Consider the following 20,242-nt stretch of genomic DNA (forward strand, 5'->3'; position numbering starts at 1 on the left):
ACTGGTAGCGTCTTTTTATAGCGTATCATATTTATCAGGATTCGTTCCTACATGTAAATTACGATTTAACGTATTAATTTGAGTCATCTCTTCTTCCGTTAGTGAAAAATCAAAGATAGTAAAATTCTCTTTAATACGGGATGGTGTAACAGATTTAGGAATCGTCACTACCTCGCTTTGAATATCCCATCTTAATATAACTTGCGCAGGTGTTTTATCATATTTGGTAGCAATGGCCTGAATAATCGGGTGCTCGAATACTTCCCCGCCTCTCATTAATGGACTCCATGCTTCCATTTGAATTTGCTCACCTTGGCAGAAATTACGCAATTCAAATTGTGCTAACATCGGATGAAGTTCTACTTGGTTTACCATCGGTTTCACCTTACAATTTGGTAATAATAGCTCTAAATGATGTTTATGAAAATTAGAAACACCAATCGCGCGCACTTTACCTTCTTCATACAGTTTTTCTAACGCTCGGTACGTATCGACATACTTTCCTCTTATTGGCCAATGTATTAAATATAAATCTACATAGTCCATTTGCAATTTCTTTAAGCTTTTCTCAAACGCCTCAAGCGTTTCCTCGTATCCTTGATCGTCGTTCCAAACTTTTGTTGTAATAAATATGTCTTCTCTCGGAATCCCTGATTCACGAACCGCTTCTCCGACACCGCTTTCATTTTCATATACAGTTGCTGTATCAATCGAACGGTATCCAACTTCTAACGCTGTTTTTACTGCTTGTTTTACTTCATCGCCTTCTTTCGCTTTATAAACGCCTAGACCAATCATCGGCATTTTTACGCCATTATGAAGTGTAGTTGTTGGAATGTGCACAGTCGTCTCCCTTTCATTCTTACATGTTTTATAAGCCACCACTTTATTTCAACAAGATTCAGCCAAAAAGTCAAAACATATGTACAGTTTACATAATAATTTTATACACTAAAACGTAAACTCAATTATTCATATTGCCTTCTCTCCATTCTTTCGCTTTTTCATCAACACTACGTACAAATTCAGTTTTCCCTTCCGAATATAACGTGCCATCATATGTATATTTTTCGGCTAATTCTTTCTTTAAGGTTGCATATGCCTCTGCTTCTTCACAATGAGCCATTATATAATCACGAAACGCTAAATGCCTTACTATCTCAGGGTTTCCTTTTTCAAACACGTGTAAATGATACGAGCGTTTTTCCTCCGTTCCATGAATAAAATAACGACGTCTTGAAATACCATTTTCCCCTTTTACGATATAACCAAGCTCTATAAAACGTTCATTCCAACGATCTACTCTGTCGATACTCTCTACTTCCATAATCATATCTATAATTGGTTTAGCTGCCAGTCCTGGCACTGACGTACTTCCAATATGATGGACTTTCACCATTTCGGGCATCGCCGATTTTAATCGTTCGGCCTCTATTTGAAATTTTTCGTTCCAATGATTTTCATGCGGAACCACTACAATTTTTCTCATTTTACACTCCCCTTTTCTTACAAGCTCGTCAAAAAAATGATCAGCGATATACACTGATCATTTTTTTATATTATTTAAAGTCTTTCCAAGTAAGGCTACTTTCACTTAACAGTTCTTCAAATGATTTATTCTTTTCACGTTCTTTTTGTTCTTGGCGCTTTCTTTCCAGTTCAGCTGCCTCTTTTTTCTCTTCTCTCACTTGCAATTCTTTCTTCTTATTCTTTAATTGCTGCATGAGTGAATCATTTAATTGATCGCCTAATGTAAGCGACTCTTTCTCTGGTTTATTCACTTGCGATTGTCTTTGCATTTGTCTTTGTTTCTTTTTCTTCATGCTACTCACCTTTTACTTTTTTCTCCATTATAGTAGATACACAATGAACTCGACAATAAAAAAGGTTCTTTACTCTATTATTCACCTTCTGTAAATGTGTTAATTTTTCGAAAAAACTAAATTTTTATATAGATATAATCCTATGAATCTATTAAAATTATGTCGTATGATGTCAGATTATAAAAAAAGGAGAAATGAATTATGTGGAAAAAAATCATTCCTGCTGTTGCCGTTTTAAGCACCATAACTTTTTCAAGCGTATTTGCCGCTCCTCCATCCCAGACTCCAGCTGAACAAAACCGTTACGTAGACGTACAAATGCTTGGTATTAATGATTTCCATGGACAACTAGATACGGTTAAAAAAATTAATAACAAAGAAGCTGGTGGCGCTGATTACTTAGCTACTTATTTAAAAGAACGTAAAAAGCAAAACCCGAATACACTTCTTGTACATGCTGGCGATATTGTCGGGGCTAGTCCACCAGTTTCAGCGTTGTTACAAGATGAACCAACGATTGAATTTTTAAATGACTTAAAATTCGATGTTGGTACAATCGGAAACCATGAATTTGATGAAGGTATCGATGAAATGAAACGCCTCATTTACGGTGGATATCACGAGAAAACAGGGAATTTCAAAGGTGCTAACTTCCCTTATGTCGCCGCTAACTTCTATAACAAATCAACTGGTCGCTTATTTTTACCACCATTTACTGTAAAAATGGTAGATGGTGTTCCTGTAGGATTCATTGGCGTTGTTACAACTGATACGCCAAATGTCGTGATGCCTACTATGCTTAAAAATGTACAGATCACTGACGAAGTAGAAGCAATTAATAAATCAGCGCAACAATTAAAGCGTCTCGGTATTAAATCCATCGTCGTCCTTGCCCATGTCGGCGGAACAACTGATGAGTCTGGCGTGACAAATGGAGACCTTACTCGCATTGCAAATGAAACAGACTCGGAAGTTGATGTTATTTTCGGTGGACATAGTCACACGTATGTAAATGGTACTGTAAATAATAAACTAATCGTCCAAGCGAACTCTTATGGAACAGCTTTCTCAGACGTAGATGTAACAATTGATCGTAAAACAAAAGATATTGTAAAGAAAAAAGCTGAAGTGATTACAACATATCATGAAGGTGTAGAACCTGATAAACAAGTAAAACAAAAAATAGATCAATATAAAGAAAAAATCGCACCACTTGTAAATGAAGTGGTAGGAAAATCTACAGCAGCTGTTGACCGTAAACAAAATGATGCTGGTGAATCTACTCTTGGGAATGTAATTGCCGATGCACAGCGTCAAACGATGCAAGCTCAAATCGCACTTATGAATCCTGGTGGTATTCGTAATGACTTAGATGCTGGCGATATTACATGGGGCGAATTATACGGAATTCAACCTTTCGGAAACCAATTAATTAAAGTAGATTTAACAGGCCAAGATATTCGCGATATTTTAAATCAGCAGTGGCAAAAAGGTACGACGCGCATGCTTCAAATTTCAGGTATTCAATATACGTGGGATTCCCATAAACCAAATGGTGAAAAAGTTACAAATATACGTTTGACAAACGGAGAAGAATTATCTCCCTCTCAAACGTATAGCGTAGTTGCAAATGCTTTCTTAGCTTCTGGCGGTGATGGATTCGTATCATTTAAAAATGGAAAAAATGCAGAAACTGGTCCAAACGACTTTGAAGCGCTAGTCGATTACGTAAAACAATTAAAAGAACCAATTCAGCCAGTTATTGATGGAAGAATTCAAAAGGTAAATTAAGTATTTCCTTAATATGCGATCCAAATTTTTATTATAAAGGATACGCACTTATACTTGATTCACAATATTAGTAAAACCTAAAAAGGATACTCGTTCTTACAATGAACTTAGTATCCTTTTCTTTAGTTATCAAAATGGGATGTTTTGTTAAAATCATATTGTTGTAAAAATTGTTGTAACGCCTCTTCTACAAGTTTAGATTTTTGAATTCCTTTCGATTCTGATATAGCATCTAATTTTACTAATATTTCTTTATTAATAGAAAAGGTACGTTTCTTTTTTTCTGTACTTATACTCATAATTGGCGCAATTACTTCTTCTCTCTTTCTTAATAACTCATAAATACTTTGTAATTGCTCATAAATTAATAATTGATAATCTGTTGTCGCATATTGAAGGGCTGTCGCTTCTTGGAGTTGTAAGTGACGAGGTTCTTCTCCATCCCCTACAAAAATACGTTTCTTCTGTTCTCCATCATATTCGTATCCAATCAATCTTAATTTCTTTGATAATGTATACGGGCTTATTTCAAGACGTTTTGCTATAATAGCGATGGATTCACGTCTATTTAAACAATCTATAATTTCTCCAATCGTCACAATTTCCCTCCTCCCGTGTTGAAATGACACTAGTATGGTATGTTACAATGATTTTCTAACAGTATATGCAAAACGAATAGCCTGTGCGATTCATACGATTTCAGAAAAGGAGGTTTTCAATATGCTTTTTCGTAGCTATACCCCACAGTTTTATAATGAAAATAAACAAATCATTCCTAATAGTATTGCTACGATGGAAAGCGTTACGATTCATAATCGAAAACAAACTCTCCTTATGCGCGGGCAAAACGTAGAGCAGCCAATTTTATTATGCTGTCATGGTGGACCGGGAATGGCACAAATTGGATTTATTCGGCATTTTCAAAAAGAATTGGAAAAACACTTCATCGTAATTAATTGGGATCAGCGCGGGGCCGGTAAATCCTTTTCACTGAAAGATTTCGGAGCAAATTTTACAATCGAACAATTCGTGTCCGATGCAAAAGAAGTGATTCAATATGTACTTAAAAAGTTCAATAAACAGAAACTATTTCTCGCTGGTCATTCTTGGGGAAGCATTATTGGGCTTAACATAGCACATCAATATCCACAATATATCGAGGCTTACATCGGTATTGGACAAATTGTACATATGAAACAAAACGAAGAATTGCTATATCAGCATTTAATTCTTTCTGCCAAAAGACATGATCATAAAAAAGCGTTAGCGTCTCTTTTAAAATTAGGAAAACCACCATTTTTAGATACGAGACGTCTCATTATTCAAAGAAAGTGGCTTGGCACATTCGGAGGAGCAATACAAAACGGATCTTCCTTTTCTTTCATACGAAAAGGCTTCTTTTCTCCCGAATATACGCTATTAGATTGGTTCAAGTTTCTCGCAGGAAATTTAAAATCTGGCGTTTTATGGGAAGAAATGCTAACAATCGATTTCTTTTCTTCTATTTCAAGTTTATCTATTCCGGTTTATTTTTGTTCTGGTCGCTATGATTATCAAACTCCTTATGCACTCGTTCAGGAATATTGTGATGTAATAGAAGCGCCTATAAAAAAGATGATTTGGTTCCCGAATTCAGCACATTCTCCCGATTTAGAAGAACCAGAATTATTCGCTCAATCTTTACAATCAATTAAACAAGAGCTAGCTTTTCAGCATTAGTAATAAAAGGCTCTTTTACATTTCATAGAAAACAATTTATAATAATATGTCGCAACTATGTATAAATATAGCAAGGTGCTTCATATTTACTTGCCTTAACACAATAAAATTTTGGGGAGATTACATTTATTATGAATGCTGTACTCGTCGCAGTAGCAGTTATGCTATTGCTTAGTTTGTTACGTGTCCAGGTCATTGTCGCCATCATTGTTGGAGCTTTAACAGGCGGAATTATCGGCGGACTTGGTATTTCAGAAACTATTAACACTTTTACAACTGGTCTTGGAAACAGTGCTCCTATTGCTTTAAGTTATGCAATGCTTGGTGGTTTCGCTATTTCTCTTTCCAAAACAGGACTTCCAGATGCCATGATTCACACCGCATTAAAATGGATTGGCAATGAACAAGACACGAAAAAACAAGTTTATTCTAAAATACTTATTTTATTTATCATTTTAACGATGGCTTGTTTCTCACAAAATGTGATTCCTGTTCATATCGCTTTCATCCCCATCTTAATTCCAGCACTTTTAAAAGTATTAAATGAGCTGAAAGTGGATCGCAGACTTGTTACATGTATTATTACATTCGGATTGATTACTCCTTATATGTGGATTCCAGCAGGGTTCGGAAAAATTTATCATGACGTATTGCAAACAAATGCTGCGCAAAGCGGTCTTACATTTGATGTCGCACTTATTCCAAAAGCAATGACCATTCCAGCAATCGGTATGATTATTGGATTATGTATAGCAGTATTCATTACGTACCGGAAACCTCGTACGTATGAAACAGAACAAGTTCATACAACCGCAAATGAAATCGTTCCCTATACAAAACGTAGCATTACTTTCGGATTATTATCTATCATAGCTACATTAACTGTTCAATTAGCAACAGAATCAATGATTTTCGGTGCTTTAGCAGGGATTATCGTCTTATCAGTAAGTGGTAGTCTACCTCTTAAAGAAGCAGATGCGATATTAACAAGCGGAATGCGCATGATGTCCTTTATTGGTTTTGTTATGATCGCAGCTGCTGGATTTGGCGCTGTTCTTCGAAAAACAGGACATGTTGAATCGCTTGTGCAAACGAGTGCACATATAATTGGAAATAATAAACCGCTCGCTGCATTTCTTATGCTTGTGATTGGACTTCTCGTTACGATGGGAATTGGTTCATCCTTTTCAACCATCCCTATTTTAACAACAATTTTTGTACCTCTTTGCATGCAGCTTGGATTTAGTCCAATGGCTACAATTGCAATTATCGGTACAGCCGGAGCGCTAGGCGATGCAGGATCTCCAGCATCAGATAGTACACTTGGACCAACATCTGGTTTAAATGCTGATGGTCAACACCATCATATATGGGATACATGTGTACCAACTTTCCTGCATTATAATATACCGTTACTTATATTCGGCTTTATTGCCGCTATTACATTATAAAAGGTGCGTTTTATACGCACCTTTTACTTTTTTATTTTCCGTTTTAATTGTTGCAAAGCTATTTTCCCATTTTCTTCGGCACAACTTTCAATTTTCATGAGTGATGGGCCTATCCATTCACTGTCTATGCTCCCGTTCGATCCAATAATTTTCAACTTATCCGGTATACGGATATTTAAATTTTTCGCCGCTTGAATTAACTCAAAAGTAACCTTTTCACTTGAAGTTACAATTCCATCTATATACGGGTAAGTTTGCAATAATGTAATAAACTGTTTATTTGTATACCCTTGTACACATACTTCTCGATAAGAGATTCCTTCCTCCCAAGTAGCGTCTAAAAATCCTGATATGTGCTCTTCCATTTCTTCACTACCTTCTCCCTCATCGAAATAAGCAAGAAAGTGACAACCTTTCTCTTTTAATAAAGAAACAGCTCTTTGTCCACTTTCATAATAATTTGCATCGGATTGTTTTTCATCAATCACAACAAACGGAAGTGGAATTTCTCCAATACTTTTAAAAACTGATCTTGTTAAAATAACACCTGCAACGTTATTTTCCTTCAACATATGTATATATCTATCTTTATTCTCTATATTACAAACAATAATTTGATATCCTTCTTTATATGCTATTTCCTCAATACAATGTAGCAAAGTGATGTTTGATGGGTTATATAAATTATCTACAAGTAACGCAATTATCGTTGAATTCTGTTTAAACAATGGCTTTGCTGTACTATTTGGCCTATAACGTAATTCCTCAATTGCTTCCTTTACTTGTTTTACTGTGCCTTCATGAACGTATCCTTTTTCATTAATAACTCGTGAAACGGTTGCGACTGAAACACCTGCCAATTTTGCAACATCACGTATAGTTGCCACATCGTCACCCCTTAATATGGTAATAGATTACAATTTTACGGTAACCTAAATTACAATATTCGTCAAGGTTAATAACTTATATTTCTGAAAATTGTTACATCAATTTATTAAACGATACTCCAACTGGATTTCATGTAAAATTGGGATGTTATCATATCCGATACGTGGAATTTCTTTCTTTATTTTCCGTGCCTCTTCCACCGCATTCACATATAAATTAGTCATCACAAAATTACGTTTTTGGTAAAAACGTAACGCATTCATATTATCATTTGTTGTAATAAGCCAAACCCGCCCGCACCATTCTTCTTCTGCAACTTGTAATACATAATCTACAAGTTTCGTCCCTATTCCTTTTCTTTCTTCAAAGCTATCTAAAGATACAATTTGGCACATATTTCCGGTCACTTCATACGTTATAATTCCAATTATTCTGTCATCTGAGAGCGCAGCAAATCCTGGCAACTCTTCTAACTGATGCCCCTTACCACGTGAAACCATCAATGAACTCCCCCAGTTCTCACACATGAACATTCGGATTGTTTCTTTCATCGCTGGCGTAATTTTTTGTATATACACCATTTCCTATTTCTCCCCTTTTCTATCATTGTGATACAATGTAAGTGTATCACATGTAACGGTATTTGGAGGATGAGGTAAAGTATGAAACGTTTTTTTGCAGCATTGTTTACTATACTAGGTGCGATAACTGCCCTTGGGATTTTCTTTACAAATAAAGTGATGTACTTAAAGAAAAAAACAGAGGAAGAAGTACTCGAAAGAGAAACGAAAAAACATTTTCGTATAGAGGATTTTGATGCTCTTCATAAAGAAGAAATTCATATTCCTTCGCAATTCGGATATGATCTTCACGGATATTACATTCCTGCTGGTCATTCCAATAAGTTTATGATTTTTTGTCACGGCGTAACTGTAAATAAAATGAACTCTGTAAAATATGCAAGGTTATTTTTAAACAGAGGGTATAATGTCGTTATTTATGATCATCGTCGTCATGGTAAAACTGGCGGAAAAACAACAAGCTATGGATACTATGAAAAACATGATTTAAAATCTGTCGTTGACTGGCTAAAAATTCGTTTTGGAACAAATATAACACTCGGTATTCACGGTGAATCTATGGGAGCTGCAACACTTCTTCAATACGCAGGACTTGTAGAAGATGGTGCTGATTTCTATATTGCAGATTGTCCTTTTTCTGATTTTTACGGGCAATTACAACACCGTTTAAAGGTTGAATTCCATTTACCTAAATGGCCTTTATTACCTTTAGCAAATGCTTTTTTAAAAGTGCGTGACGGTTATACGATTCGCGAAGTTTCACCAATCGATTGTATAAAAAATATTAACAATCCCGTCCTCTTTATTCATAGTAAAGATGATGATTATATTTTAGCTGATATGACGAAAGCACTATATGAAGCAAAAGAAAACAATAAACAACTTTATATTGCAGAACACGGCACACACGCTTGCTCTTATAACGAAAATAAAGAAGAATATGAAGCAGCCGTTGATCAATTTTTAAATTCATATGTAAAAGAAACAAAAAACAGGCTTGCATAAGCCTGTTTTTTTATTGCGCTAAAACGTCTGTAACTTGTTCCATATTTTCAGAAATCCATTGCACTGCATCATCTAACGTTGGAAATTCTGTCGTTTGAAATGTTACTTCATCTTGAAGTAACCAAACATCTTTTGCCTCTTGTCCTACACCTGCAATGGACCAATGTAATAAACTATATGGATGATTATCATTCAAAAATGATACCCACGTGCGCTCATTTGCAATGTTTCGTAATGTATGTAATTGTTTGTCCATCTCTCGTCACCTTACTCTAGTCAGTTATGAAAACTATTATAACACTCTCTTCTTTCTCAAACAAAGTGCTCTTTTTATATTGTCAAGCACTTCCCTTGATTATATGATGAAATTAAGCGTTTGGGAAGGAGGGATAACGTTGGCGAAAGTACAAATTAAAGTAAATGATAATGGCTCTTTTCGCGTTACAGGGGACGTGGAATTAGTCGATTCACAAGGGAATGTATTCCCAGCAAAACCGGCATTTTCTTTATGCCGTTGTGGTTTATCAAAAAATATGCCTTATTGCGATGCTTCGCATAAAGGGAAATTCGAATCTGTTGTTAGAGCACCAGAGACAGAATAATTTCACATGTGACATGCACATTTTTTGTGCATGTTTTTTCTTTTTATCAACTCCGTTATATCCCTTCTCCTTACAACATTTCTAATACTTCTGTCTCCATTCCAGCCTACATATATTTTCACATAATTCTTCACATTCGAACATTTTTTTCTAGCCTTTTATTTTTTTTGTGCTATAATTTGAGCAAACAACATCCTTCGGGGTCGGGTGAAATTCCCAACCGGCGGTGATGAAGTGCAAACTTCTAAGTCCGTGACCCGTTTTCAACTCGAAAACGGTGGATCTAGTGAAACTCTAGGGCCGACAGTATAGTCTGGATGGGAGAAGGATATGTTTCTAGTTTTTTATATAGTGAATACACTTTTATTTCAGTATGCATATTTTTAAAGATTCATTTTGATTCTTTATATATGTTTAGTTTTCTATACTTATTTTTTATACTGAAATAAAAAGAGACAACTAGCGTTTGAAAAATTCGATATTTTGCTAGGTTTTTTCCTTATGCAAAAATATCAATCATCGTTAGGTTTCTTTCCTGTACTTTCGTATTCGAACTATATTTCTAGAAATCACGTCTCCCAAACCCCAAGGATATAAAATCCTTGGGGTTTTTTGATTTTTTCAGGAGAGGTGAAGAGAATGACAGATCAAGAATATATGAGGATTGCTCTGCAGTTAGCAGAAGGAACATCTGGACAAACAAGTCCAAATCCTATGGTTGGTGCTGTTGTTGTAAAAGACGGAAACATCGTCGGTATGGGAGCTCATTTACGTGCTGGTGAAGAACACGCAGAAGTTCATGCTCTTCATATGGCTGGTGAAAAAGCAAAAGGAGCTACCGTGTATGTAACACTTGAACCGTGTAACCATTTTGGAAAAACACCACCTTGCTGTGAATTGCTCATCGAAAAGGAAGTTAAGCGCGTTGTAATTGCTACCCTTGATTGTAATCCGCTCGTTTCTGGTAATGGAAAAAGGAGATTAGAAGAGGCTGGCATCGACGTAACAACTGGTGTTCTTGAAGCGGAAGCAGTTTTATTAAATCGCTACTTTTTTCATTACATGAAAACGAAACGTCCATTTGTAACAATAAAAACAGCAATGAGCTTAGACGGAAAAACAGCGACTGTCACTGGTGACAGTAAGTGGATTACAGAAGAAGAAGCACGAGCTGATGTTCACCAATATCGCCATACACATGATGCAATTCTCGTTGGAGTGAATACAGTTATAGCTGATAATCCACATTTAACAACAAGAATTCCTAACGGGGGTAAACATCCTATACGCGTTATTTTAGATACCCATTTACGAACACCACCATCTTCTCATGTCATAACAGATGGTTTAGCACCGACTTGGATTTTTGTCGGTAAGGATGTAAATAAAGAGAATATAGCTTCTTATGAATCTGAAAATATAGTGATATTCCAAATGAAAACGAAGCAAATTGAAATTAAGGACCTCCTTTTCTTGCTTGGAGAGAAGCAAATTCTTTCTCTATTCGTTGAAGGAGGACAATCGATTCATGCAAGTTTCTTACAAACAAAGTATTTCAATGAAATTGTAACTTATATAAGTCCAAAATTAATTGGTGGGAGAGATGCCCCTACTTTATTTGGCGGAAATGGTTTTTCAACATTACAAGATGCACTTTCCTTGGAAATTCAAGAGATGAAACAAATTGGCGATGATATAAAAATTGTTGCGAATACCCGAAGTGAGGTGACGGAATGTTTACAGGAATTGTAGAAGAATTAGGAACGATTGCAAACATGCAACAAAGCGGAGAAGCAATGAAGTTAACGATCCATGCAAATAAAATTTTATCCGATATCCACTTAGGTGATAGTATCGCAGTTAACGGTATTTGCTTAACTGTAACGAGTTTCACAACAACTTCATTCACGGTGGATGCAATGCCTGAAACGATGCAATCAACATCACTTCGCATGCTTAAACCGCACTGTAAAATAAATTTAGAACGTGCAATGGCTGCAAACGGACGATTCGGTGGACATTTCGTTTCAGGACATATTGATGGCATCGGAACGATAGTAAGCAAAAAACAACACTATAATGCCGTCTATTACAAAATAGCTATTGCTGATGAGTTATTGCGCTATTGTTTGCATAAAGGATCCGTTGCTGTTGATGGAACGAGTTTAACAATATTTGATATAGACGAATCTTCCATTACAATCTCACTCATCCCGCACACAGTAAGTGAATCTGTTATCGGAGAAAAAAATGCCGGTGACATCGTAAATATTGAGTGTGACATGATTGGTAAATATATCGAACGCTTTATTTCTAAACCTGTAAAACGAACAGGTTCAATGACCGAAAGCTTTTTACAAGAAAACGGATTTTTATAAGGGGGAAGCATGATGTTTCATCGTATTGAAGAAGCTCTAGAAGATTTAAAACAAGGGAAAGTCGTAATCGTATGTGATGATGAAAACCGTGAAAATGAAGGCGATTTTATCGCTTTAGCAGAGTATATTACGCCAGAAACAATTAACTTTATGATTACACATGGGCGCGGCCTCGTTTGTGTACCAATTACGGAAGAGTACGCAGAACGTCTACAATTAGAACCAATGGTAGCTCATAATACAGATTCGCATCATACTGCATTTACAGTGAGCATTGATCACGTTTCTACAACAACAGGGATTAGCGCTCACGAACGTGCAACTACGATACGAGAGTTGTTAAATCCTGCATCAAAAGGTGCTGATTTCAATCGTCCTGGACATATCTTTCCATTAATTGCGAAAGAAGGCGGTGTTCTGCGCCGTGCTGGTCATACAGAAGCTGCTGTCGATTTAGCACAGCTTTGCGGAGCAGAACCAGCTGGCGTCATTTGCGAAATTATTAATGAGGACGGTACGATGGCTCGCGTACCTGATTTACTGCAGTGTGCAAAACAATTTGATATAAAAATGATTACAATAGAAGATTTAATTGCTTATCGCCGCCACCATGAAACATTAGTGATGCGAGAAGTGGAAATTACATTACCTACAGATTTCGGTACTTTCCATGCAATTGGCTATTCTAATTCATTAGACTCGAAAGAGCATATCGCACTCGTAAAAGGTGATATTTCAACGGGAGATCCTGTACTTGTACGCGTTCATTCAGAGTGCTTAACAGGTGATGTATTTGGCTCGTACCGTTGTGATTGCGGACCACAACTCCATGCTGCACTTGCTCAAATTGAGCGTGAAGGAAAAGGCGTTCTTCTTTATATGAGACAAGAAGGTCGAGGCATTGGCCTTCTGAATAAGCTTCGCGCTTATAAGTTACAAGAAGAAGGCTTCGATACTGTAGAAGCAAATGAAAAGCTTGGGTTCCCAGCGGATTTGCGTGATTATGGTATCGGCGCTCAAATTTTAAAAGATTTAGGTTTACAACATTTACGATTATTAACGAATAATCCGCGAAAAATTGCTGGCTTACAAGGTTATGATTTAGAAGTAACCGAGCGTGTCCCATTGCAAATGCCAACAAAAGAAGAGAATAAAACGTATTTACAAACGAAAGTAAACAAATTAGGACATTTACTAAACTTATAATAAAGGGAGAGATTCATTATGGTATTCGAAGGTCATTTAGTTGGTACAGGATTAAAAGTTGGGGTTGTTGTTGGACGTTTTAATGAATTTATTACAAGTAAGTTACTCGGCGGAGCTTTAGACGGATTAAAGCGTCACGGTGTAGAAGAAACTGATATCGATGTCGCTTGGGTTCCTGGCGCATTCGAAATTCCTTTAATCGCTAAAAAGATGGCTAATAGCGGGAAGTATGATGCTGTTATTACGTTAGGCACTGTAATTCGCGGTGCTACAACACATTACGATTACGTTTGTAATGAAGTGGCAAAAGGCGTTGCATCTTTATCACTACAAACAGACATCCCAATTATTTTCGGTGTATTAACGACAGAAACGATCGAGCAAGCGATTGAACGCGCGGGCACGAAAGCTGGTAATAAAGGCTATGAATCCGCCGTTGCTGCAATTGAAATGGCTCACTTATCAAAACAATGGGCATAAAAAAAGAGGCTGCGGCCTCTTTTTTTATTTCTTTACTTTTTTCCGTACATCTTTTATTAATTCATCCATTGTTTTTCCTTCTGTTTGTATACGAAGCGTTTGTGCTGTTCTCCATACATTCTCTCTTTTCTTCGCTTCTTCTATAATAGTAATTTCTTTTCGTACTTCCTTTAAATCTTTCCCTTCTGTTTTCAATCCAAAATGTTCAGCTTTCGTTCGAAAATGTTGTTCAATTCGTTGTTGCATCTCTTTTTGTTCAGGATTTTCGGCGGCCTTAACTGGATCAGCACTTATTGCTTTTAGTAAAATGAGACAAATCATTATCGCTAATATATATTTGTGCATGTAAAATCCTCCAACCCAATATAAATTACATATTTACTATGTACAATTGGGGCTTGGAAAATTCGTCCACCAAAATTCTTTTTTTCGCTCAAAAACCAATAGTATCAAGTGTTTACAACTATTTATTACATTTTATTTACAAAAAAAAGCAAACTCTTTTACAAGTTTGCTTTTATCTATCTTATAATGCACATTCTTCAATCTCAAATCCTAAATCTTCAATCATACCCCAGTCTGCAGTCGGCTCTTGCCCAGCTGTTGTTAAATAATCCCCGACAAAGATAGAGTTTGCTGCAAATAAACCGATTGGCTGTACAGAACGTAAATTGATTTCACGTCCTCCTGAAATGCGAATTTCTTTCGTTGGGTTTACAAAACGCATCATCGCCAGTACTTTTAAACATTCTACCGGCGTTAATACTTTTTGTCCTTCAAGCGGCGTACCCTTTACAGCAACAAGGAAATTACATGGAATTGAATCTGCATCTATACGTTGTAATTCGAATGCAATTTCAGCACGCTCTTCTATTGTTTCTCCCATTCCAAAAATTGCACCAGAGCATGGTGAAATACCCGCTTGTTTCGCTTTTTGAACTGTATCAACACGATCGTCATACGTATGAGTGGAGCAAATGCTTTCGTAATTATTCGCATGTGTATTTAAGTTGTGGTTATAACGATGTACACCTGCTTCTGCTAAACGTCCTGCTTGATCTTCGTTTAAGAAACCTAAACAACAACAAATCTTTAAATCTGTCGTTTCACGAATCTCCTTAACTGCTCCAATTACGTGATTCACCTCTTTATCCGTCGGACGACGACCAGATGCCACAATACAATACGTACCCGCTTTACGGCGAATTGCTTCATGCGCTCCTTCTACAATCTTTTCCTGCGTTAGCCATGCATATTTATCGATCGGTGCTTCTGAAATAATAGACTGTGAACAATATCCGCAATCTTCAGGACATAAGCCAGATTTCGTATTAATAATCATATTCAATTTTACTTTCTTACCAAAGTGATGATGGCGAATGATGTAAGCAGCATTCATAATTTCTAACACTTCTGTATCATCAGCTTCTAATATAGCTATTGCATCCTCTTTCGTAATCATTTTCTCTTCTACTACGTCATATGCAAGTTTTTTCCAATCCCTTTTTGTTTGTACTTGTTTCATTTCATCTCTTCCCCTCTTTTGTTATATGCATAAATAAAGCGTGATACGTTGCCATTATCCCTTCATTTTCCGTGAAGTCTCTTTCGTATATGCGAAGCATCGCACGAAAGAGTGAGGGACTTTGACAATATGTTTCTTCATTACTATTGGTTGCTCCTACTTTTCGAATAGAATGTAGAAACTCCCTAACTTCTGTAAATCTTTCTATGTAACATGTTTCAGAAACATGTACATCCCCTGTTTCTATTTCACAAATATGGCGCAACTGATTTTTCGAATAAAACCGTTGCCCAATCGATGTTTCATTTTGTATATTTTTTTCTTCTTTCGCCCGCTGGAACGAAGCATGCAACTCTTGAAATGTTTCCTGTCCAAACGTTGAAAAGAGTAATATCCCATCTATAGACAAATGATGAAATAAATTTCTTATCACTTGTTTTAAATCATTTAGCCATTGAAATGTGGCATTTGAAATAATGACATCATACGTTTTTTCTAATCGTAATCGTTCGATATCCTCACAGTAAAATGTTACATTGTTCACATTTTTTCTAGCTTTTGCAACTGCAATCATACTTTCAGCAAAATCAATAGCTGTAATATGTGCTTTCGGAAATAAGTTTGATAATTGCTCTGTAACATATCCTGTCCCGCATCCAAGTTCTAAAATACGTATCGATGCATTTGCACTATATCGCCGATTCAATGTAGAAAGTAATGACTGTGCCATCTTTTTTTGTACATTTGCATATTGATCGTAGGATACAGCTGCCACGTTAAACCGTTTTTGTAGTAACGTTTTGTTGATCATGTCGTATCCCCTCTACAAATTGAGTTATCTCACTTCCACAATATTCAAAATTCGTTACGCATAATGCGTGTCCAGCCTCCTTTACTACCTTGAGCGTTGCAGTTGCAGTCTCAGCCATACTATGCGCTGCAGACAATGGACATATTACATCCTGCTCTCCGTGAATAAGTAGTATAGGTACTTTAACTTCTTTCAGTTCTTCTCTCATATCTGTTTCTATTAAATAATCTAAACCTAATTGTAAAGACTGAATACAATCACCTTTAAAGTGTTTTATTATATCTTCAAACCTTTTATTCTCTTTCAGCTCATCTTTCGTAAACATATTTTCATAAAAACGCTTGAGCGTATCTTCTTTCTTTCTCGCCAAATTCTTTTTCAGCCGTTCTACATGCAAAGCATTCCATCCACTCGTATAGTCGCTCGTATTTGTAAATTTGGCAGTACCACCAATTAATACGATACCTTTTGCCTTAATCTTTTTATGAGCTTGAACTGCCGCTAACGCCCCTAGTGACCATCCAACTAAAATTACATTTTCATCCTTTGCTACCTCTATTATTCGCCCCGCGAATTCACTTTGTTCTTTCACATTACGCCAATTGATACATTGAACAGAATACCCTTTAAAATACGGCAGAACTAAAGTCCAAACATCTTCTTCCATTCCCCACCCAGGAATAAAAATAATCTTTAGCTCTTTCATACTAAAAACCCCTCTTCTTTACCAATGCGTATAATATGCTGAATAGCCCAATTCAAATCAGCTATTGTATGTTCGGACGTAACTGCAAAACGGATCCTTGAACTATTAACTGGAACCGTTGGTGGACGAATTGCAATTGCTGCAATACCTACCTCTTGCAACCTTTTACTAAACCGTAAAGCTGTTTCATTTAAACCGACTACAATCGGTACAATATGAGTTGAGCTATTCCCAATATCAAAACCAGCTTCTCGTAAATGGTTTCTGAAATATGCTCCATTCTCTACAAGTCTCTCTCTTCTTTCATTATCTTCTTTCACAATTTCAATTGCTTTTTGTACCGCCCCTAATGTTCCTGGCGGTAATGCAGTAGTAAAAATAAAGCTTCTCATCATATTTTGTAAATACTCTATATAAATTGCATCGCCTGTCAAATACGCACCATAACACCCTAAAGCCTTGCTAAACGTCCCCATATGTATATCAATTTTTTGAGCAATATCTTTTTCTATATGGGACAATCCTGCTCCATCCATTCCATATATTCCACTCGCATGTGCTTCATCAACTATAATCATCGCTCCGTATTTCTCTTTCATTTGCACTAGTTCTCTTAAATGTGCAGTATCACCGTCCATACTAAAAACAGTATCCGTTACGATTAATTTCTTCTTTTTCGGCGGCGCTACTTGCAACAACTTCTCTAAATGATCTAAATCATTATGACGATATCTTTTATGTTCTGCCCCGCTTAATATAATTCCATCAACGATGCTTGCATGATTTAATTTGTCACTAAACACAATATCGTGACGACTGGCTAATGAAGAAATCACTCCAACATTTGCGGTATATCCACTATTTACAACTAAGGATTTTTCAGTTCCTTTCCAATCGCATATACTTCTCTCAGCCTCTTCATACAGTGAATAATTTCCTACAACGAGCCTTGATGCTGTCGCCCCAGTTCCATATTTTCTTGTGCATGCAATAGCAGCTTCTTTTAACCTTTCATCTCCAGCTAACCCTAAATAATTATTTGATGCTAAATTTAACATCCTTTTCTCATCTCGAACAAGCCATGTCTCTTCTGCTTGTTCTGTTACATGTAAATTACGATACTGCCCTTGCTTATTTAATTGTTGCAATTTAGATTGAAGATGTGTGCGCCACGTTTGATTCATTTCGGATAAGCTCCTCTAATTTTGAAATCATTATATATTCTTTAGCAGATTCCAAGACTTCTTCTTTTGTAAACTCACCTTCAAAGAATGGTAATAAACCTAAAACCGGTACCCCACTTAACTCTTCAATCATTTCTTTATTTTCTTGTACTCTTTCCATTTCACAATCTTTGCAGCCAGATAAAATGACACCTGCTACTGTTAAACCATGTGCCTTTGCATAAGCAACCGTTAAAACGGTATGATTTACTGTTCCTAATGTAGGACGCGCTACTACAATAAGAGGAAGCTGTAATTCTTTTGCGAAATCAATTACTAAAGCGTCCTCTGTATACGGAACAGCTAATCCACCTGCTCCTTCTACAAGCAAACTATTAAACTCTGTCAATCGTTCATTATAATGATGAATAATGTCTTTTAACGTTACTGTCCTTCCAGCTCTTTTCATGGCAAGTCTCGGAGCAAGCGGCTCTTCAATAGAATACGGGCAAATTTCATCTTCTTTTGTCGGTACACCTGATAATGCCTTTAACCTTGCTGCATCTCCCTCTGGATTTGATGCAACATGTCCACTTTGCAACGGTTTATATACCCCGATGTTATATCCCAATTCTCTAAATACACCTGCTAATGCACCGGCAACGACAGTTTTCCCCACTTCAGTATCCGTTGCTGTTATAAAAAAACCGCTCATTATTCTCCCTCCGTAACATCCGAGATTGCTTTATACAAAATACGTAACATATCATCAATCTCATCAATTGTAGAAGCAAGAGGTGGCATAAAGACAATCGTATTACCGAGCGGTCGCAATATCATGCCTAGCTCTCTTGAGCGTTTACATACTTGAACACCGACTCTCTCTGTCCATTCAAACGCTTCTTTCGTTTCCTTATTCTTCACAAGTTCAATTCCAACCATTAACCCGCACTGACGAATATCCCCTACATGTTTATATGCAAAAAGTTCTTCTAATTGCGTCGCCACATATTCTGTTTTACGTGCCACTTCTTCTATTAAATTTGTTTTCTCGTATAGTTCTAAATTCGCAATTGCTACCGCACACCCTAACGGATTCCCTGTATAACTATGACCGTGGAAAAACGTTTTTTGTTCTTCATAGCCTCCTAAAAAGGCATTATAAATTTCATCTGTCGTTACAGTGATTGCAACAGGTAAATATCCGCCCGTTAAACCTTTTCCGGCTGTTAAAATGTCCGGCGTTACATTTTCATGTTCACATGCAAACATTTTCCCGGTACGCCCAAATCCAGTCGCTACCTCATCTGTAATAAATAAAACGTTATATTTTGTACATAAATTACGTAGCCCTTTTAAGTATCCTTTTGGCATTGTAATCATACCGCCAGCACCTTGCATTAAAGGCTCTACAATAATCGCCGAAATTTCTTCATGTTTGTCTTTCAGTAACTCTTCCATTTCTTCTAAATGTTTTTTTACAATTTCCTCCTTATTATTTCCATAAGGAGAACGATATGTATATGGATAAGGCATTTTAATAGCTTCAAATAAAAGTGAACTATACACTTGGTGAAACAAGTCTATTGCTCCTACTGAAACAGCTCCAATTGTATCACCGTGATACGCTTCTTTTAATGTAACAAACCTTTGTTTCTTCGGTTTTCCTTTATGCTGCCAATATTGAAAGGCCATCTTAATTGCAATTTCAACAGCGCTAGAACCAGAGTCTGAATAAAATACTTTCTTCAATCCTTCTGGTACAACTTCAATTATTTTTTCTGCTAACAAAATAGATGGAACGTTAGCAAGTCCTAGCATAGTAGAATGGGCAATTTTATTTAATTGTTTACGAATTGCCTCATCTAGTTCCGGTACTTGATGCCCATGAACATTTAACCAAATAGACGAAACACCGTCCCAATATTCATTTCCATTTACATCGTATAGCTTTCTGCCCTCTCCACGTTCAATAATGACAGGATCTTCTTCTAAATAATCCTTCATTTGTGTAAATGGGTGCCATACATAGGCTTTGTTTTTCTCCGATAATTCTTCATATGTATAAGATGGTTTGTCAGTCGTACTCTTACTAAAAGTCACAATTGTCACC

23 protein-coding genes and 1 riboswitch are annotated in these 20,242 nt (G+C 36.5%); of the genes, 9 read left to right on the forward strand and 14 right to left on the reverse strand.

Annotation, left to right across the window (positions count from 1 at the left end; genetic code table 11):
• Positions 1–15 precede the first annotated feature (15 nt).
• From ACTFOB_RS21260 to ACTFOB_RS21270, 3 genes are all read right to left on the reverse strand, one after another.
• Entirely contained in the window at positions 16–843 is an 828-nt protein-coding gene (locus tag ACTFOB_RS21260; protein WP_440028755.1) for an aldo/keto reductase, read from the reverse strand.
• Between the two features lie 121 nt (positions 844–964).
• Positions 965–1,489: a GrpB family protein gene (locus tag ACTFOB_RS21265; protein WP_440028758.1), complete on the reverse strand. Its 525-nt coding sequence runs from the start codon at positions 1,487–1,489 to the stop codon at positions 965–967.
• Positions 1,490–1,559: 70 nt separating this feature from the next.
• Positions 1,560–1,823, reverse strand: a complete 264-nt coding sequence (locus ACTFOB_RS21270; RefSeq protein ID WP_000727552.1) for a YqkE family protein — start codon at positions 1,821–1,823, stop codon at positions 1,560–1,562.
• A 201-nt stretch (positions 1,824–2,024) separates the two neighbouring features.
• On the opposite strand from ACTFOB_RS21270, the gene ACTFOB_RS21275 reads away from it, so the two are divergent.
• On the forward strand, positions 2,025–3,614 hold the full coding sequence (locus tag ACTFOB_RS21275) for a bifunctional metallophosphatase/5'-nucleotidase (protein WP_440028761.1): 1,590 nt from the start codon (positions 2,025–2,027) through the stop codon (positions 3,612–3,614).
• A gap of 122 nt (positions 3,615–3,736) precedes the next feature.
• Here ACTFOB_RS21275 and ACTFOB_RS21280 read toward each other — a convergent pair whose 3' ends face one another.
• Positions 3,737–4,213: a ribbon-helix-helix domain-containing protein gene (locus tag ACTFOB_RS21280; RefSeq protein ID WP_440028763.1), complete on the reverse strand. Its 477-nt coding sequence runs from the start codon at positions 4,211–4,213 to the stop codon at positions 3,737–3,739.
• A 121-nt stretch (positions 4,214–4,334) separates the two neighbouring features.
• Here ACTFOB_RS21280 and ACTFOB_RS21285 point away from each other — a divergent pair, with 121 nt between their 5' ends.
• Together ACTFOB_RS21285 and ACTFOB_RS21290 are read left to right on the forward strand one after the other, a co-directional pair.
• On the forward strand, positions 4,335–5,333 hold the full coding sequence (locus ACTFOB_RS21285) for an alpha/beta fold hydrolase (RefSeq protein ID WP_151632978.1): 999 nt from the start codon (positions 4,335–4,337) through the stop codon (positions 5,331–5,333).
• Positions 5,334–5,464: 131 nt separating this feature from the next.
• Positions 5,465–6,784 (forward strand): Na+/H+ antiporter family protein, encoded by a 1,320-nt coding sequence (locus tag ACTFOB_RS21290; RefSeq protein WP_151632980.1) that lies wholly within the window; start codon positions 5,465–5,467, stop codon positions 6,782–6,784.
• A gap of 23 nt (positions 6,785–6,807) precedes the next feature.
• On the opposite strand, the gene ACTFOB_RS21295 is transcribed toward ACTFOB_RS21290, so the two are convergent.
• Together ACTFOB_RS21295 and ACTFOB_RS21300 are read right to left on the reverse strand one after the other, a co-directional pair.
• Positions 6,808–7,671 (reverse strand): LacI family DNA-binding transcriptional regulator, encoded by an 864-nt coding sequence (locus tag ACTFOB_RS21295; RefSeq protein ID WP_440028765.1) that lies wholly within the window; start codon positions 7,669–7,671, stop codon positions 6,808–6,810.
• Positions 7,672–7,770: 99 nt separating this feature from the next.
• Positions 7,771–8,253, reverse strand: coding sequence for a GNAT family N-acetyltransferase (locus ACTFOB_RS21300; RefSeq protein WP_440028767.1), 483 nt, complete (start codon positions 8,251–8,253; stop codon positions 7,771–7,773).
• Positions 8,254–8,334: 81 nt separating this feature from the next.
• Here ACTFOB_RS21300 and ACTFOB_RS21305 point away from each other — a divergent pair, with 81 nt between their 5' ends.
• Positions 8,335–9,258 (forward strand): alpha/beta hydrolase, encoded by a 924-nt coding sequence (locus ACTFOB_RS21305; RefSeq protein ID WP_440028769.1) that lies wholly within the window; start codon positions 8,335–8,337, stop codon positions 9,256–9,258.
• A 10-nt stretch (positions 9,259–9,268) separates the two neighbouring features.
• On the opposite strand, the gene ACTFOB_RS21310 is transcribed toward ACTFOB_RS21305, so the two are convergent.
• Complete coding sequence (locus ACTFOB_RS21310; protein ID WP_440028771.1) at positions 9,269–9,514, reverse strand: DUF2552 family protein; 246 nt, start codon at positions 9,512–9,514, stop codon at positions 9,269–9,271.
• 103 nt (positions 9,515–9,617) lie between these two features.
• On the opposite strand from ACTFOB_RS21310, the gene ACTFOB_RS21315 reads away from it, so the two are divergent.
• From ACTFOB_RS21315 to ribH, 5 genes are all read left to right on the forward strand, one after another.
• Positions 9,618–9,860, forward strand: coding sequence for a CDGSH iron-sulfur domain-containing protein (locus ACTFOB_RS21315; RefSeq protein ID WP_151633857.1), 243 nt, complete (start codon positions 9,618–9,620; stop codon positions 9,858–9,860).
• A gap of 189 nt (positions 9,861–10,049) precedes the next feature.
• Positions 10,050–10,193: riboswitch (FMN riboswitch) on the forward strand.
• A 306-nt stretch (positions 10,194–10,499) separates the two neighbouring features.
• Positions 10,500–11,612 carry a bifunctional diaminohydroxyphosphoribosylaminopyrimidine deaminase/5-amino-6-(5-phosphoribosylamino)uracil reductase RibD gene (ribD, locus tag ACTFOB_RS21320; protein WP_440028772.1) on the forward strand — a complete coding sequence of 371 codons (1,113 nt, stop codon included), beginning with the start codon at positions 10,500–10,502 and terminating at the stop codon, positions 11,610–11,612.
• The gene (gene ribE / locus ACTFOB_RS21325) at positions 11,594–12,238 is read left to right on the forward strand and encodes a riboflavin synthase (protein WP_440028774.1); all 645 of its coding nucleotides are present in this window, start codon (positions 11,594–11,596) and stop codon (positions 12,236–12,238) included. Before ribD ends, ribE begins: the two co-directional genes overlap by 19 nt.
• 12 nt (positions 12,239–12,250) lie before the next feature.
• On the forward strand, positions 12,251–13,444 hold the full coding sequence (ribBA, locus tag ACTFOB_RS21330) for a bifunctional 3,4-dihydroxy-2-butanone 4-phosphate synthase/GTP cyclohydrolase II (RefSeq protein ID WP_440028776.1): 1,194 nt from the start codon (positions 12,251–12,253) through the stop codon (positions 13,442–13,444).
• 18 nt (positions 13,445–13,462) lie between these two features.
• Positions 13,463–13,924 carry a 6,7-dimethyl-8-ribityllumazine synthase gene (gene ribH, locus ACTFOB_RS21335; protein WP_440028777.1) on the forward strand — a complete coding sequence of 154 codons (462 nt, stop codon included), beginning with the start codon at positions 13,463–13,465 and terminating at the stop codon, positions 13,922–13,924.
• 24 nt (positions 13,925–13,948) lie between these two features.
• On the opposite strand, the gene ACTFOB_RS21340 is transcribed toward ribH, so the two are convergent.
• The 7 genes from ACTFOB_RS21340 to bioA form a co-directional block, all read right to left on the reverse strand.
• A complete protein-coding gene (locus ACTFOB_RS21340; RefSeq protein ID WP_277481444.1) occupies positions 13,949–14,269 on the reverse strand; it encodes a hypothetical protein in 321 nt (106 codons plus the stop codon).
• 181 nt (positions 14,270–14,450) lie between these two features.
• Positions 14,451–15,449 (reverse strand): biotin synthase, encoded by a 999-nt coding sequence (gene bioB, locus ACTFOB_RS21345; protein ID WP_440028779.1) that lies wholly within the window; start codon positions 15,447–15,449, stop codon positions 14,451–14,453.
• A gap of 1 nt (position 15,450) precedes the next feature.
• Positions 15,451–16,260 (reverse strand): malonyl-ACP O-methyltransferase BioC, encoded by an 810-nt coding sequence (gene bioC, locus ACTFOB_RS21350; protein ID WP_440028781.1) that lies wholly within the window; start codon positions 16,258–16,260, stop codon positions 15,451–15,453.
• Entirely contained in the window at positions 16,226–16,966 is a 741-nt protein-coding gene (locus ACTFOB_RS21355) for an alpha/beta fold hydrolase (protein ID WP_440028782.1), read from the reverse strand. The genes bioC and ACTFOB_RS21355 overlap by 35 nt, the downstream gene beginning before the upstream one ends.
• Positions 16,963–18,150, reverse strand: coding sequence for an 8-amino-7-oxononanoate synthase (bioF, locus tag ACTFOB_RS21360; protein ID WP_440028785.1), 1,188 nt, complete (start codon positions 18,148–18,150; stop codon positions 16,963–16,965). The genes ACTFOB_RS21355 and bioF overlap by 4 nt, the downstream gene beginning before the upstream one ends.
• The gene (bioD, locus tag ACTFOB_RS21365) at positions 18,116–18,844 is read right to left on the reverse strand and encodes an ATP-dependent dethiobiotin synthetase BioD (protein ID WP_440028788.1); all 729 of its coding nucleotides are present in this window, start codon (positions 18,842–18,844) and stop codon (positions 18,116–18,118) included. Before bioD ends, bioF begins: the two co-directional genes overlap by 35 nt.
• On the reverse strand, positions 18,844–20,232 hold the full coding sequence (gene bioA, locus ACTFOB_RS21370; protein WP_440028791.1) for an adenosylmethionine--8-amino-7-oxononanoate transaminase: 1,389 nt from the start codon (positions 20,230–20,232) through the stop codon (positions 18,844–18,846). The genes bioD and bioA overlap by 1 nt, the downstream gene beginning before the upstream one ends.
• Between the last annotated feature and the right edge of the window lie 10 nt (positions 20,233–20,242).

It is taken from the genome of Bacillus cereus group sp. MYBK79-1 (assembly GCF_051915365.1).
Taxonomy (GTDB): Bacteria; Bacillota; Bacilli; order Bacillales; family Bacillaceae_G; genus Bacillus_A.